Source organism: Kandleria sp. (genome assembly GCF_017934775.1).
Lineage (GTDB): Bacteria > Bacillota_I > Bacilli_A > Erysipelotrichales > Coprobacillaceae > Kandleria > Kandleria vitulina.
Window position 1 is genome coordinate 26,740 of the sequence record NZ_JAGBIX010000074.1, and the last position, 14,874, is coordinate 41,613.

Below are 14,874 nucleotides of genomic sequence, written 5' to 3' on the forward strand. Positions count from 1 at the left end.
GAAGTGGTGATGAAAATGAATGAACACTTTGATATGATGCAGCCTCTTGCAGAAAGGTTGCGTCCATTAACATTGGATGACTTTGTTGGACAGAAGCATCTTATTGGCAAAAATAAGGTGCTTTCTTCTTTGATAGAGAATGACCGTATAACATCTATGATCTTCTGGGGACCACCAGGGGTGGGCAAGACGACTTTGGCAAGAATAATTGCTAACCAGACACATTCTGAATTTATTACTTTTTCAGCGGTCACAAGTGGTATCAAGGATATTCGTAAAGTCATGAAGGAAGCAGATGAAAATTGTAAATATGGTGTACGTACCATTGTCTTTGTAGATGAAATTCATCGTTTCAATAAAGCACAGCAGGATGCCTTTTTGCCTTTTGTTGAAAAAGGCAGCATTGTTCTAATCGGGGCAACGACAGAAAATCCTTCATTTGAAGTGAACGGAGCGTTATTATCTCGCTGCAAGGTTTTTGTTCTACATCCTTTATCTAATGAAGATATTGTGACACTATTAAAGAATGCCTTGCATTCACCTAAGGGATTCAATAATCAAAAGATTGAGCTCGATGAGAAGCACCTTTATGCGATTGCGACTTTTTCTAATGGAGATGCAAGAAGTGCCTTATCTTCATTAGAAATGTGTATTCTTAACAGTGAAGAAAAGGATGGTGTACTTGTCATCTCTGATGAGATTGTTGAACAGGTTACAAATAAAAAAGCTTTGCTTTAAGATAAGAAAGGTGAAGAACACTACAATCTGATTTCTGCTTTGCATAAGTCAATGAGGAACTCTGATCCTGATGCGGCCATATACTGGCTGGCCCGTATGCTTGAAGCTGGAGAAGATCCGCTCTATATCGCTAGAAGAGTGACACGCTTTGCGAGTGAAGATATTGGAATGGCTGATCCTAAGGCATTAGAAATATGCGTAGCCGCTTATCAGGCGTGTCATTTTATAGGCATGCCAGAATGTTCAGTTCACTTAAGTGAAGCTGTTGTTTATTGTTCACTAACGCCAAAAAGCAATGCTTTATATAAAGCTTATGAAAAAGCCAAGAAGGATGCCTTAAAGACGGTCGCAGAACCAGTGCCGCTTACTATTCGTAATGCTCCTACAAAACTGATGAAAGAACTTCATTATGGAGAAGGCTACCAGTATGCACATGATTATGAAGAAAAGATGACCGCTATGCAGTGTCTTCCCGACAGCTTAAAAGATCGTGTCTACTATGAACCTACCAAGCAGGGATTTGAAAGTCAGTACGGTGAACGACTTAAGCGTATTAAGGAATGGAAGAAAGCTCATCGTAAATAGCTTTCTTTATTTGAAAAGACACCACAGTTTTAGAAATGTTGAGGTATGATAGTTTTTGAAGGAGTGAGGCAATGATGAAAAGAAAATACTTTTTCTTTGATATTGATGGGACATTGGCAGTAGGGCAACCAGGAAGACAATATATTCCTGAATCTACTAAATATACATTAGAGAAATTAAAAGAAGCAGGACATTTTGTGGCTATTGCAACAGGAAGAAGCTATGCGATGGCTAAAGAGATGATGGAAAATATGCATTTCCATAACATGGTCAGTGATGGGGGTAATGGTATTACCATTGAAGATCAGCTGATAGGCATTGAACCATTAAACTTTGAAGACTGTGTAGCCTTAATTGAAGAATGTCAGGAAAAGAATATTCCCTGGGCTTTTTCTCCAGATAATAAAGTCAGACGATTAGCACCTGATGATCGTTTTTATGAAGCAACTCATGATTTTTATATGAAAACGAAACGTGTAGAACATCTTAATCCCCGTGATTATGATCAAATCTATAAGGTCTATATTGCTATTGAGAAGGAAGATGAGAATAAGCTGAAGACTTTGAATCTTGTACCGTGGGTCAGGTTCCACAAAGAATATATCTTTGTTGAACCTAGCGATAAAGCAAAAGGAATAAGAAAGATGGTTGAACACCTTCATGGCAACATTGAAGATGTTGTTGTCTTTGGTGATGAAAAGAATGACTTATCAATGTTTAAGAAGGAATGGACTTCTATTGCAATGGGAAATGCGATTGATGAACTAAAGGAAAGGGCAAGCTATGTCACAACATCATGTGATCATGATGGAATCTACAATGCTTGTGTACATTTTGGGTGGATTAAGGATGAATTATAAACTTATTGCAATGGATATGGATGGTACATTGCTTGACTCTCATAAAGATATTCTGCCTTCTTCTTATAAGGCAATGAAGAAAGCTGATGAACAAGGCGTCTATGTTTGTCTTTCTACTGGAAGAGGTCTTAAGGAATTGAATGATTATCAGGAAGAACTTGAGACATTGAGCTATGGCATACTCTTAAGTGGGGGATGTCTTTATGATTTCAAGAAGAATGATTATATTTATTTAAGAAGCATGGAAGATGAACTTGTAAATGAAATCATCTCTATGGCTACTAAGAAGGATGTATTGATACAGCTTCTTACTAAAGATGATACTTTTGTTTATGGTTCTCATCTTAAAGATATTTCATATTATCGTATGGGTGCTTATCAGGATCTATTTGATCGTGTATCTGTCCCTGTTGAAGATATGAAAGAATGTATTAGATATCATCAAGGGGAAGTCATGAAGATTTGTATTTATCATATTAACGATAAAGAAAGAGAAATGACTTATAATCAGTTAAAAGATTATCCACTTACTTTAGCTTATTCAGATGAAACATCAATTGAAATATCACCGTTGGATACTGATAAAGGAAATGGATTACTGAAGCTTTGTGAGCTCATTGATCTGCCTATTGAAGAAACTATTGCGATTGGTGATTCTTACAATGATGAAGGCATACTCAAAAAAGCAGGGTTATCTGTCGCTATGGAGAATGCCTGTACAGAGATCAAAGAGATTTCTGATATTATTACAAGAGATAATGATCATGATGGAATCAAGGATATCTTTGATTTATACTTGAAAAGACCGTGAGTTTCACGGCCTTTTTTGATTCTAGGTATAATTGTTGATAATGGAATAGAATCGTTATATAGTAGAATTATGAAAGAGTTCGTTAAAGACAAGAAGAAATAAGACAGGCTATTCATGAAGTGATTGAAGCAGCTGGCAGATGCCTATATTTTGGAAAGGAGGAAATATTATTCATTTTATGGCTGAAAAAAAGCATATTGGCATTTATTCTGGTGAACATTTTTCTAATAGACTGTCTTAATATGAGACAGCTAAGGGGATAATCAGAATCTATCATGATGAAGAACTTCCTCATAAACGCATTTAAGATATAGTAAAATGGGAAAGAAGAATAATTATGATAGATATATTGAAAAAAAGATTTACTGAAAACAAGGAAAGACATTTAGGCATTTCATTTGAAGAAGCGGAAAAGATGGGGGTTCGTCTTATGAACGAAGAAGAATATCGTTATCTTCAGACATTTGGTGAGTTTGATCTTAAGACATCTAGCTGGGTTGTGACACCTGAAAGAATTCGATGTCTTGGTGGTGCTATTTTTTGTGAACGTAGGTACAATGAAGTTTTTACATTTCATAATGGAGCGATAGCCAATATAGTTCACGTGGCTTTCGCTGCATAGCTGAACTTTAAGGAGGATATATGGTTATAGTATCTGAGTTGTTTATTATTTACCTTTTGTTAATAAGTGCTGCTTATTCCTTTTTGATGATGCTATTGACTGATTATTTCATAAAAAATAACAGCTATAGAAAAGCAGTCTTACTGATTGTTCTTGCTTTTCTGTTAGCTGTTGCTTATGCCGGTTATCTTCTTGTAATTACACTAAGTACATCTTATATGACGAATTTATCTATCTTAATGTTTATTTTGATCTTCTTGATTTTATGCCTTCCTCCTTTTTTATCGTTAGTGGTTTTAATAACCAGGAAGAAACACTGATTATATCTTTGTTAATGCACTAATCACTGAAATGACATATTGGGAATTATAGTCTGCATTTTCCATGTAGGCATAATAGCTGCCATAGATCATGTAGGAAAACATGATATGTTTTTCAGGATTATTCTGATATTCTGGTCTTAGTGAGAAAAAGAGTTCTGTCAATGATTGATGAATCTTATCAGGAAGAGCACTACGACGACTTCCGGAGAAGAGGGTATGAATCAATTCATTGTATTCCTGATAGGATTTGAAAACTTCTTCTGTAAATATATCAGTGTGATCGATAGCTAATTCAGGATGTCGAATAGATTTGGTGATCTTTTCGACAATGATGTCTTCTACCTGTTCACAAAGATCAAAGATGTCCTGATAGTAGACATAGAAAGTTGATTTATTGATATTTGCGTTTTTGCATAAAGAAACCACTGTCATTTTTTCAATGGGAGTGGTTTTTCTCATGTCGATATAGGTATCAATAATGGCCTGCTTACTTTTGGGATTTTTCATATAAATCCGACACATTTCTATTTTTGTCTATTTTTAGACGTTTAAAAATAATTGGTGGTGTCGCTTTCATCTCCTTTTGTATATAGTATAAAATGAAAATAGACAGTTGTCTATAATAGGAGGTTATTATGGATTTTAATGCATTTTATAATGGTCAGGAATTTGAAGCTTATCGCTATCTTGGGGCACATACTCAAGATCGTGGTGTTATCTTTAGAACCTATGCACCTTCAGCACATCGTGTAAGTGTCATCGGTGAATTTACAGATTGGCGTGAAATTCCAATGGAAAGAGTCGGCAATGGACAATTCTGGGAAGTATATGTCAAAGATGCGGCAGTAGGACATATGTATAAGTATCGTGTTCATCATGGAGGATCTTTTGTGGATCATTGTGATCCTTATGGTTACTTAGCAGAAGTAAGACCAGCCAACGCCTCTATTGTTTATAATAATAACAACTATGTTTTTCATGATAATGAATGGTGTGCATCACGTCATGATCTACAGAATGAAAAGTTGAATATCTATGAACTTCATTTTGGATCTTGGAAAAAGAAGGGGCCTGAAGAAACAGATTGGTACTCTTATAGAGAAATGGCTGATCTCTTGATTCCTTATGTTAAGGAGATGGGTTATAACTATATTGAGATTATGCCACTTAATGAATATCCTAATGATTTATCATGGGGATATCAGCCAACAGGCTTTTTTGCACCTACATCACGTTATGGCAAGCCTGATGATCTACGTTATTTTATTGAACAGTGTCATTTAAATCATGTCGGAGTCATTCTTGATTTTGTACCAGTACATTTCGCTATTGATGGTTTTGCATTAAATAACTTTGATGGAACACCTCTTTATAATTATCCAAATGATGCAGTAGGAAAAAGTGAATGGGGGACATGTAACTTCCAGCATTCACGTGGTGATGTGTGTTCATTCTTAAATTCTTCTGCTTATTACTGGCTGAATGAATTCCATTTTGATGGATTAAGATTGGATGCAGTTGGTAATCTTATCTACTGGCAGGGTAATTCTCAAAGAGGAGAGAACAGAGAAGCGATGAAATTCCTTCAGACATTAAATAGGGGACTTAAAGAACGTATTCCTCATTGCTTGTTGTTTGCGGAAGATTCTTCAAGCTATCAGGGTGTTACTGCACCTATTGAACAGGGTGGATTAGGCTTTGATTATAAATGGGATCTAGGCTGGATGAATGATACTTTGGATTTCTTCAAGAAGACTCCTGAAGAAAGAAAGGAACATTATCATAAGCTTACTTTCTCGATGATGTATTTCTACAATGAACATTTTATCTTGCCATTTTCTCATGATGAAGTTGTTCATGGAAAAAAGACCATCGTAGATAAGATGTATGGTTCCTATGAAGAAAAGTTTGCACAGGCAAGAGCTCTATATCTTTATATGTATGCTCATCCTGGGAAGAAACTTAACTTTATGGGAAATGAATTTGGACAGTTAAGAGAATGGCATGAATATCGTGAACAGGATTGGACATTGTTGCATTATCCAATGCATCAGTCATTCCATCAGTTCCATAAAGATCTTATTCGCTTGTATAATGAACATGATGCATTCTATCAGAATGACTTTAATGAAAAAGGTTTTGCCTGGATAGATTGTCAAAAAGAAGAACAGAGTCTTTATGTCTTTAAAAGATGCAGTGAGGAAACATTGGTCTTCTTCTTCAATTTTTCTGATGCACCTCAAGATTATCTTTATGAAGAAAAAGGAAAGCTCACTTGCTTGTTGAATACAAATGATCACATCTATAGTGGACAAGGAGATCGTATTGATCATATTGAAACAGGCGATAATATCACTATTCCAGCATATACAGGAATGGTCTATCAATTACAAGATTAACAAAATCAATCACATTTTTATTCGATAATTCTTCACTATTCTAGATAATAGAAAGTGAGATGAATAATATGAGACAAAACAAATTAATGCACATTCTTATCGCAATCATGATTGTAGGAGGGACCGGCAGCGTATTAACAACAGCCATTATGCCATCTGGCAATAAGACAGTTGAACATATGCATATGAATGGCGGCAATATGCCAAACACGTTGCCAGGCAATGGAGACAATCAGAATAACAGCAATTCTAACAATTCTAATGATAATTCTTCAAACAATTCTTCAGGTAACACAACCACTACTGTAACTGCTGAAACTACTGAAACTACGACAGTTTCCACAGCTGTTGGTGGAGGCAGTGTAGGAACACGCTTTGTGGAATTATTAAGAGATTTATGCATCACATTCTTTACTGGATCTACATTAATGTATCTATATCTTAAATTTAAAAATGATCCTCAAAAAGAAAACTATCAGTTTGTAAATACTGATGCAAATTATTATCAGCCATACCATGAAAACAATGTGCAAATGAACAATGAAAACAATATGAATGAAGAAAAGCAGGATTAGTTTCCTGCTTTTTATATGGACATTATTATACTAAGAACTATAAGCTATAGATTAATAAATAAAAAAGAAGAATTAACAAAGTCCTGTAGACCTTCTTAATTCTTCTTTTTACTTTTATACAAATAAAGGCTGTTCATTTTTGAAAATTCTATGATCGGTGGTAGTTGCTACATAGTAAAGTGAACCATCTTCCGGTAAGATGTAAATTTCTAATGAATCAATAGATTTTAATGTAATATCTGAGGCTTTTAAATGTAATTTAATAATTTTTTTAATGTCTTGCACATTGGCAATAAATGAATTTGTTTGTATCTGAATGTTTGGTACCATAGCAATTCCCCCTTATTATTAATAATAGCAAAAATAATACTTTTTGCAATGGGTTTTCATAATAATAATAAAATGAATCAGCAACGAAATTGAAAATTGAGTATTCTTAGTATAAAATAGTAAAAAATAAGGAGTGTATTATGAGTAAGTATTTAGAACATGCAAAAACTTTAAGAGCAATTGTAGAACCACATTACAATTGTGCACAGGCTGTCCTTGTTCCTTTTGCTAAGGATGCAGGATTAACTGAAGAAGCAGCTTATGATTTTTCAAGAAACTTTGGTGGTGGAATGAAAATGGGGAGCATCTGTGGTGCTATCACAGGTGGATTAATGGTTTTAGGATTATTTGGTGTAGATGATCCAAGAACTATTGGTGCTTATTATCGTCATTTTAAAGAAGAACATAACAACTGTTTAAATTGTGTAGATCTATTAAAAGCAAGCAGAGAACGTGGTGAAGAAAAGAAACCACATTGTGATGGAATGGTTTATGAAGCTATTGAAGTGGTAGAAGCTATTCTTAAAGAAAAAGGCAAACTGTAATGATTGAAAAGTTAAGAAAGTATAAGCCATATAATGAACAGGAAGAAAAAGATGTAAAAGAGATGATCAGACGTTTAGAGAATGGGGAAGAACTATTTCTTCGTGATAATGCGTCTGCTCATTTTACTGCTTCTGCCTGGGTTGTTTCACCTGATCGTAAAAAGGTATTGATGGCTTATCATAACATCTATGATTCATGGGCTTGGCTTGGTGGTCATGCGGATGGTGAACATGATCTTCTGAAAGTGGCTATCAAGGAAGTTAAAGAAGAAAGCGGACTGGATGTCAAACCAGTAAGCGAAGATATTTATTCAGTAGAGATTCTTTGTGTTGATGGACATATTAAAAATGGACAATATGTGTCTTCACATTTACATTTTAATGTCACTTATCTTCTAGAAGGTGATGATAAGCTTCCAATTAGAAATAAACCAGATGAAAACAAGGCAGTAGCCTGGTTTGATCGGGAAGAAGCTATTGAAAAATCACGTGAAGAATGGTTTAAGAAAAATATTTATAGAAAACTTAATGATCAATTAAAAGGTGCATAAGCGCCTTTTTCTTTACTTTTAAAGTTCATTTGTTATAATGAAGATACCCATAGGGGGTGTAGGAGGTAAAGATGAAAAAGAAATTCGATGTTATGGGAATGACCTGCGCTGCCTGTGAAGCACATGTCACAAAGAGCGTAAAGAACGTTGATGGAGTTCTTGATTGTCAGGTTAATCTTCTATCAGAAAATATGGAAGTCAATTATGATGAATTAAAGATTTCTTCTGAAGATATTATTCAAGCTGTAAGAAAAGGTGGGTATGATGCCCGTTTACAAGATGAAGAGATTCATCAGGATATGAGAACTTCTATTGAAAAAAGAAATGCGAAAAAGGATGAAGAGTTGCGTAAGCAATTTAAAGATCTGATTTTATCATTTTTATTTATGATTCCACTGTTTTATCTTTCAATGGGATCAATGATGCATTGGCCTGGTATTCCTTCGATATTCTTAGGTCATGAGAATATGATGATCTTCGCATTAACTGAAATCCTACTGCTTATTCCGATTGTATTTATTCATAGAAAAAGATTTATAGGAGGATTTCAATCACTTCTTCATGGAGCACCTAATATGGATTCCTTGATAGCGATTGGCTCTTCTGCTTCAATTGTTTATTCATTATATTCAGTTTACATGATGGCATATCATATGGGACGATTTAATTTAGAAGCAGCTCATGATTATCATATGAATCTCTATTTTGAATCAGCCGCAATGATTCTTACTCTTATTGGGCTAGGCAAATATTTCGAAGCCAGAAGTAAAAAGAGGACAAGTGATGCAATCAATGCCTTGATGGATCTTGCACCAGAAAATGCGGTGGTACTAAGAAATGGAGAAGAAACAGTTGTTTCTATTGAAGATATCAATATCAATGATCATATCGTTGTAAAGAGTGGAGAAAGCATCGCAGTAGATGGCAGAATCATTGAAGGTCATGCAAGCGTTGATGAATCTATGATTACTGGTGAATCAATTCCCGTTGATAAAAAAGAAGGAGATCTTGTTATTGGGTCTACTATCAATAAGAGTGGACGTATTGTTGTTGAAACATTAAAAACAAATGATCAGTCAACCTTGTCACAGATTATTGCCTTGGTAGAAGAAGCAGGAAACTCTAAAGCACCTATTGCCAGAATGGCTGATGTTATTTCAGGATACTTTGTTCCAGTCGTTATCGCTATAGCAATAGTGACATGCATTACTTGGATGATGCTAGGAGAAAGTTTCCATTTCGCATTAACAATGGCTATCTCTGTCCTTGTGATCTCTTGTCCTTGTGCATTAGGGTTAGCTACACCAACAGCCATTATGGTGGGAACAGGTAGAGCAGCTAAGCTTGGCTTGCTTGTAAAAGATGCAGTTGCATTAGAAACTTTAAGCAAGATTGATACCATTGTCTTTGATAAGACTGGTACATTGACAAGAGGAACACCTCATGTCTCTGATGTAGAAATCTACGATGAACGTTTTTTATCTTATGCTTATTCTCTTGAATCTCATTCATCCCATCCATTGGCAGAAGCTATTGTTCATTATCATGATGAAGAACTCTTTAATGTTAATGAGTATGCAGAAGTACCTGGTGGGGGTATTACAGGAATAATCAATGATGTAATGGTCATTGGTGGCAATAAGAAAATGATGGAATCCCATGGTATACTTGTTCATGAAGAAAAAGATTATTCTAGTGAAGGTAAGACTGTCATTTATTTTGGTATTGATGGAAAGTATGCTGGACTATTTGCCTTACAGGATGAATTAAAAGAAGAAGTCAGCGATGTGATCGTTGAACTTAAGAATAGACATATTCAATCCTTGATGTTAACAGGGGATAATGATCGAACAGCTAAAGCTTTAGCTTCTAAGCTTAATATTGATTACAAGGCAGAAGTATTGCCTGCTGATAAAGAGAAAGTCATTTCTTCTCTTCAAGATGAAGGCCGCATTGTCGCAATGGTCGGTGATGGCATCAATGATGCACCAGCCTTGATGAAAGCACATGTTGGTGTATCTTTCACTAGTGGATTAGATATTGCGATTGAATCTGCAGATCTTGTACTCATGAAAAATGATATGATTGATTTAGTTAATGCCCTTGATCTTTCACATGCGACAATGACGAATATTAAAGAGAACCTTTTCTGGGCTTTATTTTATAATGCAATCTGTATACCTGTCGCATGCGGTGTGTTCTATCCTTTATGGGGATGGAAACTTTCACCAATGCTTGGAGCACTAGCTATGAGTTTCTCTTCAGTTTTTGTGGTGTCGAATGCATTAAGACTAAGATGGTTCAAGGTGAAAAAGGAAAGTGTAAAAAGAAATGAACATGTTATAAATACAGATGTTTCTGTAATTGATAAGAAATCTCTAGGAAAGAAGGATAAGACAATGAATAAAGAAAACTGTGATAAGATCGTTAAGATCGAAGGTATGATGTGTGAAAAATGTGTTGAGCATGTATCTAATGCATTGAATGCTATTGAACATGTAGAAGCACATGTTTCACTAGAAAACAATGAAGCATATCTTCAAGTCTTTAATCATGCTGTAACTGATGAAATGATCAAGAATGCGATTGAAGAAGCAGGATATGAATTTAAGGGTATTCGCATCAATCATAAATATGATCAGAGTGATTATGATAAAGTCATTACAGTTGAAGGCATGATGTGCAAGATGTGTGAAAAGCATGTCAATAAAGCCTTGAATAAACTTGATGGTGTAAAAGCAGATGTTTCATTATTTGAAGGCAAGGCTTATGTTAAGCTTCAAAGTGATGTAGATGATGAAGTATTAAAGAAAGCTATTGAAGATGAAGACTATAAAGTCTTATCAATTGAGAAAGCATAGGTGATTGTATGCAGGCAGATGCAAAGAAAGTATTGCGTTATCTAAAGACCGCAAGAGGACAGATTGATGGCATCATGAAAATGATTGAAGATGATCGCTATTGTATTGATATTTCTACACAGCTTATGGCGACACAGGGATTATTGAATAGAGCCAATAAGGAAATACTGTCTGAACATATGCGTCATTGTGTCAATGAAGCAACACAGGAAGAAGTGCGTGAAGAGAAAATTGAAGAGATGATCAAGATTATTGATAAGCTTGTAAAGTAAGAGACTGCAATTATTGCAGTCTCTTTTTTGGTATATAGAAATTATAGTTTGTACTATATAGATGGGATTTTCAATAATAGGAAGAGAATTGAATGTTTATAAAAGGTGTGTTATTAAAGTATGTAATAAGGAGAGAAGAGATGGAGGATTATAGTCTATTAAGTGATAAAGAGAGAGAGGCTCTTGATTTTATATTAAAGCATAAAAAAGAGGTAGCTTACATGTCCATGCGTGAAGTGGCAGGTCAAAGTCATGTTTCAACTGCGACAATCAATAGAATGGCACATAAGCTTGGCTATATGAATTATGTTGAGTTTAAGCGTTCACTTGACAGTCTTGAAATTATTTCCTGTCTTAATGGATTGGAAGAGGATTATTATGGAGATAGTTATATGAGATGGCTTCTCTTTTATATGAAGCTGATTAAATTTTAATTTATGGAGTAGAATATTGCGGCTATGTCGCAGAATATACAGCGTGAAGATTTATTTTTCATGGGTTACCAATGATCTGTTTTATTATAATCATTTTTTTAAAGAATCTCTTGTCAATCCATTTGTTTCTATTTCAGGAGAAACAATTGAACTCGTTGAAATCCTGAATACCTGCAAGAGTGAATCACCTGATTCAGTAAACAAATCAGGTGATGACATTTTTAAAACAGCAGGGTGTAAACTAACGTCAATACTTCTTTATTGCCAGGCTTGCAGATATTTCTATCTGTTATTACATTCCAAATTATCGTTGAGATGATCATATCTCCACTGCAACGCAAGTTTTGTTATTTATATTATTGAATCAATTGCCAATGAATTAAAAAAACTTTGGCGTTATTTAATCAAAAAAGTGCTGTAAATAAATGCAGCACTTTTTAGTATGTTATTCATCGAAAGATCCTTTGCATGTTTTCTGTTCTAAATTAATGACATAATGGTTGAATCCATTTTCATCTTTTTTAGTAAGTGTGTATTCATACGAAGTAGTTTTATAATTCTTTACATCAGATTCAAAGTAATCCTGTGTATAATATGATGTAGATGAAACTGATTTGTTTGGATTTAAAAGTGAGTCATTGAAACGTGAGTCATCATCGATAATGTTTTTATCTTTATCTTGATAAACTACATTATAGGATAATTCTTTAATAGGGTTTGAACCGGTATTTTTAATAGTGTAATCAACATGAATTCCATCATTTGTTTTAGGTGTTGTGCTAAACGATAAGACATTCTTTTCATTAAAGTTTGCGTTGTTATAGTCTTCTCTTTTAATTACTTCTACAGTCTTATTCTGTAAATCTACAGTGTATTGTTTATCGGCTGTATAGTATTCATAACTCTTAATTTCAATTGTTTTAATTTTCTTTACTTTATCCATTTCATTGTCATCAAAACTAGAATACGTTTGAATACATGCAGATTTGTTGGAATCTACTTCGAATTCTCTAAATCTTGAATCATCACAAAGTTGATTTCCATCTTTATCTAAGAAATTAAATGTAGGTGAAAAATAATAAATCGGATTTTTTCCCTTATTTGTAATTTTGAACCAAGCAACTAGTCCTAATGTTGAATCAGCATATTTTTTAATTTCATTGAATTGAAGAATGTTTGCATCTTCAAATGAAGGCTTATTTTCAGCCTTTATTTCACCTGATGCAGATTCAGTTGATCCAGAATTATTTGTTTTAGATGTATCTTTTGAAGATGCACATCCAAATAGCATTGTAGCAGCTAAAGCTACACTTAAAAATTTAGTAGTTTTTCTCATATATTTCCCTCCAATACAAGTCTGTATTATATCATAAAAAAAGGAATAAATGTAACCAAATGGTTGCATTTGACATTTGTATTACCAAGATAACTTTTTTTCATGAATAGAAAGACAATTGAGAAAATTGTGTGTCTATGTTTCTATAAGAATAGAGAAAAGGAGGCTTACAATGAGAACTAATATTGATTTACATATGCATTCACTTTATTCAGATGATGGAGAATTTACACCTGCTGAATTAGTAGAACAATGTCACAATGCCAATATAGAAGTGATGGCCATAGCAGATCATAACTTTGTAAAAGCTATTGATGAAGCAAAAGAAGCAGCTAAAAAATATGCGATAAGTGTCATTCCTGCTATTGAGATTGATTGTGTTTATAAAGGAATCAATCTTCATGTATTAGGATATGGGATTGATTATCATCATCCATCATTTAATAAGTTAGGAGAAGATATCTTAAAACAGGAACTTCTTCTATCTGATATAAAACTAGAAAAAACTAATGCCTTGTTTCACACTCAATTAACAAGAGAACAGCTTCTTTCCATTATGCCAAATGGTGTTTTTACAGGGGAAGCATTTGCCCAAGCTTTACTTGAGGATGAAAGATATCTTCAACTAGAAGCATTAAAGCCCTATAGAGAAAAAGGAGAGAGAAGTGATAATCCGTATGTGAATTTCTATTGGGATTACTATTCTCAAGGAAAAGCTATTTATACAAAAGTAAACTATCCTTCATTAGAAGAAATCATTAAACTTATTAAATCTCATGGTGGTATTTCTATATTGGCTCATCCAGGCAATAATCTAAAAAATCAATTGGAATTATTTGATGAAATGGTTCAATTAGGACTTGATGGAGTAGAAGCTTTCTCAAGTTATCATGATCAAAAAACATGCGAGTATTTCTATAATAAAGCAAAAGAGCTTAATGTTTATTATACTTGCGGTAGTGATTTTCATGGAAAAACAAAACCTTCTATTCATTTAGGAGATTGTCATTGCAATGTGGAAATAAATATTGATTTGAAAGGATTAGCACATGATGAGTGAGAAAGAAAAGATGGAAAAAGGCATGTGGTATGATGCCAATTATGATCCAGAATTATTTGCATTAAGAAAAAGAGCACAAGCAAAAGCATTAAAACTAAGTGCTATACCACATGATCAATTTGAAGAAAGAAATAAAGCTATTAAAGAACTGCTTGGCTATATGCCAGAAGAGTTTGATCTTGTCACACCTTTTATGGTTGATTATGGTGTCAATATTCATATCGGAAAATCAGTCTTCATTAATGCCAACTGTTATTTTATGGACTGTGCCAACATTACTATTGGTGAGCATACTTTCATTGGACCCTATTGTGGACTCTATACGGCAACGCATCCTTTAAGCTATAAACAAAGAAATAAAGGATTAGAAAAAGCATTGCCCATCACTATTGGTAAGAACTGCTGGCTAGGAGGCAATGTATCAATTATGCCAGGTGTCACTATCGGTGATGGTTGTGTTATTGCAGCAGGAGCAGTTGTTAATAGGGATGTAGAGGAAAACTGTCTTGTAGCAGGTGTTCCTGCAAAAGTCATCAGAAAGATTGATCAGGATGAATTATTATAAATTTCTA

At 34.2% G+C, this 14,874-nt stretch carries 15 protein-coding genes and 1 pseudogene; 13 read left to right on the forward strand and 3 right to left on the reverse strand.

The annotated features are described in order from the left end of the window. Nucleotides 1–9: 9 nt before the first annotated feature. The 4 genes and pseudogenes from J6L95_RS08040 (at nt 10) to J6L95_RS08055 (ending at nt 3,616) form a co-directional block, all read left to right on the forward strand. Nucleotides 10–1,323, forward strand: a pseudogene (locus J6L95_RS08040) (replication-associated recombination protein A). 71 nt (nt 1,324–1,394) lie between these two features. After that, nucleotides 1,395–2,183 (forward strand): Cof-type HAD-IIB family hydrolase, encoded by a 789-nt coding sequence (locus tag J6L95_RS08045; RefSeq protein WP_287458745.1) that lies wholly within the window; start codon nt 1,395–1,397, stop codon nt 2,181–2,183. Next, complete coding sequence (locus J6L95_RS08050; RefSeq protein ID WP_029070560.1) at nt 2,173–2,994, forward strand: Cof-type HAD-IIB family hydrolase; 822 nt, start codon at nt 2,173–2,175, stop codon at nt 2,992–2,994. Before J6L95_RS08045 ends, J6L95_RS08050 begins: the two co-directional genes overlap by 11 nt. Nucleotides 2,995–3,331: 337 nt before the next feature. Continuing rightward, complete coding sequence (locus J6L95_RS08055) at nt 3,332–3,616, forward strand: DUF4256 domain-containing protein (RefSeq protein WP_287458746.1); 285 nt, start codon at nt 3,332–3,334, stop codon at nt 3,614–3,616. 320 nt (nt 3,617–3,936) lie between these two features. Here J6L95_RS08055 and J6L95_RS08060 read toward each other — a convergent pair whose 3' ends face one another. Next, on the reverse strand, nt 3,937–4,446 hold the full coding sequence (locus tag J6L95_RS08060; protein ID WP_051551186.1) for a TetR/AcrR family transcriptional regulator: 510 nt from the start codon (nt 4,444–4,446) through the stop codon (nt 3,937–3,939). Between the two features lie 128 nt (nt 4,447–4,574). Between J6L95_RS08060 and glgB the strand changes: the two genes are divergently transcribed. Both glgB and J6L95_RS08070 read left to right on the forward strand, forming a co-directional pair. Then, nucleotides 4,575–6,338, forward strand: coding sequence for a 1,4-alpha-glucan branching protein GlgB (glgB, locus tag J6L95_RS08065; protein ID WP_287458747.1), 1,764 nt, complete (start codon nt 4,575–4,577; stop codon nt 6,336–6,338). A gap of 68 nt (nt 6,339–6,406) precedes the next feature. After that, nucleotides 6,407–6,913, forward strand: coding sequence for a hypothetical protein (locus J6L95_RS08070; protein ID WP_287458749.1), 507 nt, complete (start codon nt 6,407–6,409; stop codon nt 6,911–6,913). 114 nt (nt 6,914–7,027) lie between these two features. Here J6L95_RS08070 and J6L95_RS08075 read toward each other — a convergent pair whose 3' ends face one another. After that, nucleotides 7,028–7,243: a DUF6465 family protein gene (locus J6L95_RS08075; RefSeq protein WP_029071220.1), complete on the reverse strand. Its 216-nt coding sequence runs from the start codon at nt 7,241–7,243 to the stop codon at nt 7,028–7,030. 140 nt (nt 7,244–7,383) lie between these two features. Here J6L95_RS08075 and J6L95_RS08080 point away from each other — a divergent pair, with 140 nt between their 5' ends. The 5 genes from J6L95_RS08080 (at nt 7,384) to J6L95_RS08100 (ending at nt 11,906) form a co-directional block, all read left to right on the forward strand. Next, on the forward strand, nt 7,384–7,788 hold the full coding sequence (locus tag J6L95_RS08080) for a C-GCAxxG-C-C family protein (RefSeq protein WP_287458751.1): 405 nt from the start codon (nt 7,384–7,386) through the stop codon (nt 7,786–7,788). Continuing rightward, nucleotides 7,788–8,339, forward strand: coding sequence for an NUDIX hydrolase (locus J6L95_RS08085; protein WP_029071222.1), 552 nt, complete (start codon nt 7,788–7,790; stop codon nt 8,337–8,339). Before J6L95_RS08080 ends, J6L95_RS08085 begins: the two co-directional genes overlap by 1 nt. Nucleotides 8,340–8,410: 71 nt before the next feature. Beyond that, nucleotides 8,411–11,200: a heavy metal translocating P-type ATPase gene (locus tag J6L95_RS08090; RefSeq protein ID WP_287458753.1), complete on the forward strand. Its 2,790-nt coding sequence runs from the start codon at nt 8,411–8,413 to the stop codon at nt 11,198–11,200. 8 nt (nt 11,201–11,208) lie between these two features. Next, nucleotides 11,209–11,472 carry a metal-sensing transcriptional repressor gene (locus J6L95_RS08095; RefSeq protein ID WP_029073199.1) on the forward strand — a complete coding sequence of 88 codons (264 nt, stop codon included), beginning with the start codon at nt 11,209–11,211 and terminating at the stop codon, nt 11,470–11,472. 140 nt (nt 11,473–11,612) lie between these two features. Next, nucleotides 11,613–11,906 (forward strand): MurR/RpiR family transcriptional regulator, encoded by a 294-nt coding sequence (locus tag J6L95_RS08100; RefSeq protein WP_287458754.1) that lies wholly within the window; start codon nt 11,613–11,615, stop codon nt 11,904–11,906. Nucleotides 11,907–12,351: 445 nt separating this feature from the next. Here the strand turns inward: J6L95_RS08100 and J6L95_RS08105 are convergent, their stop codons facing one another. After that, complete coding sequence (locus J6L95_RS08105; protein WP_287458756.1) at nt 12,352–13,242, reverse strand: hypothetical protein; 891 nt, start codon at nt 13,240–13,242, stop codon at nt 12,352–12,354. A gap of 172 nt (nt 13,243–13,414) precedes the next feature. On the opposite strand from J6L95_RS08105, the gene J6L95_RS08110 reads away from it, so the two are divergent. Together J6L95_RS08110 and J6L95_RS08115 are read left to right on the forward strand one after the other, a co-directional pair. Then, nucleotides 13,415–14,302, forward strand: a complete 888-nt coding sequence (locus J6L95_RS08110) for a PHP domain-containing protein (protein ID WP_287458757.1) — start codon at nt 13,415–13,417, stop codon at nt 14,300–14,302. Next, on the forward strand, nt 14,292–14,867 hold the full coding sequence (locus J6L95_RS08115; RefSeq protein ID WP_029071225.1) for a sugar O-acetyltransferase: 576 nt from the start codon (nt 14,292–14,294) through the stop codon (nt 14,865–14,867). The genes J6L95_RS08110 and J6L95_RS08115 overlap by 11 nt, the downstream gene beginning before the upstream one ends. Nucleotides 14,868–14,874 lie beyond the last annotated feature (7 nt).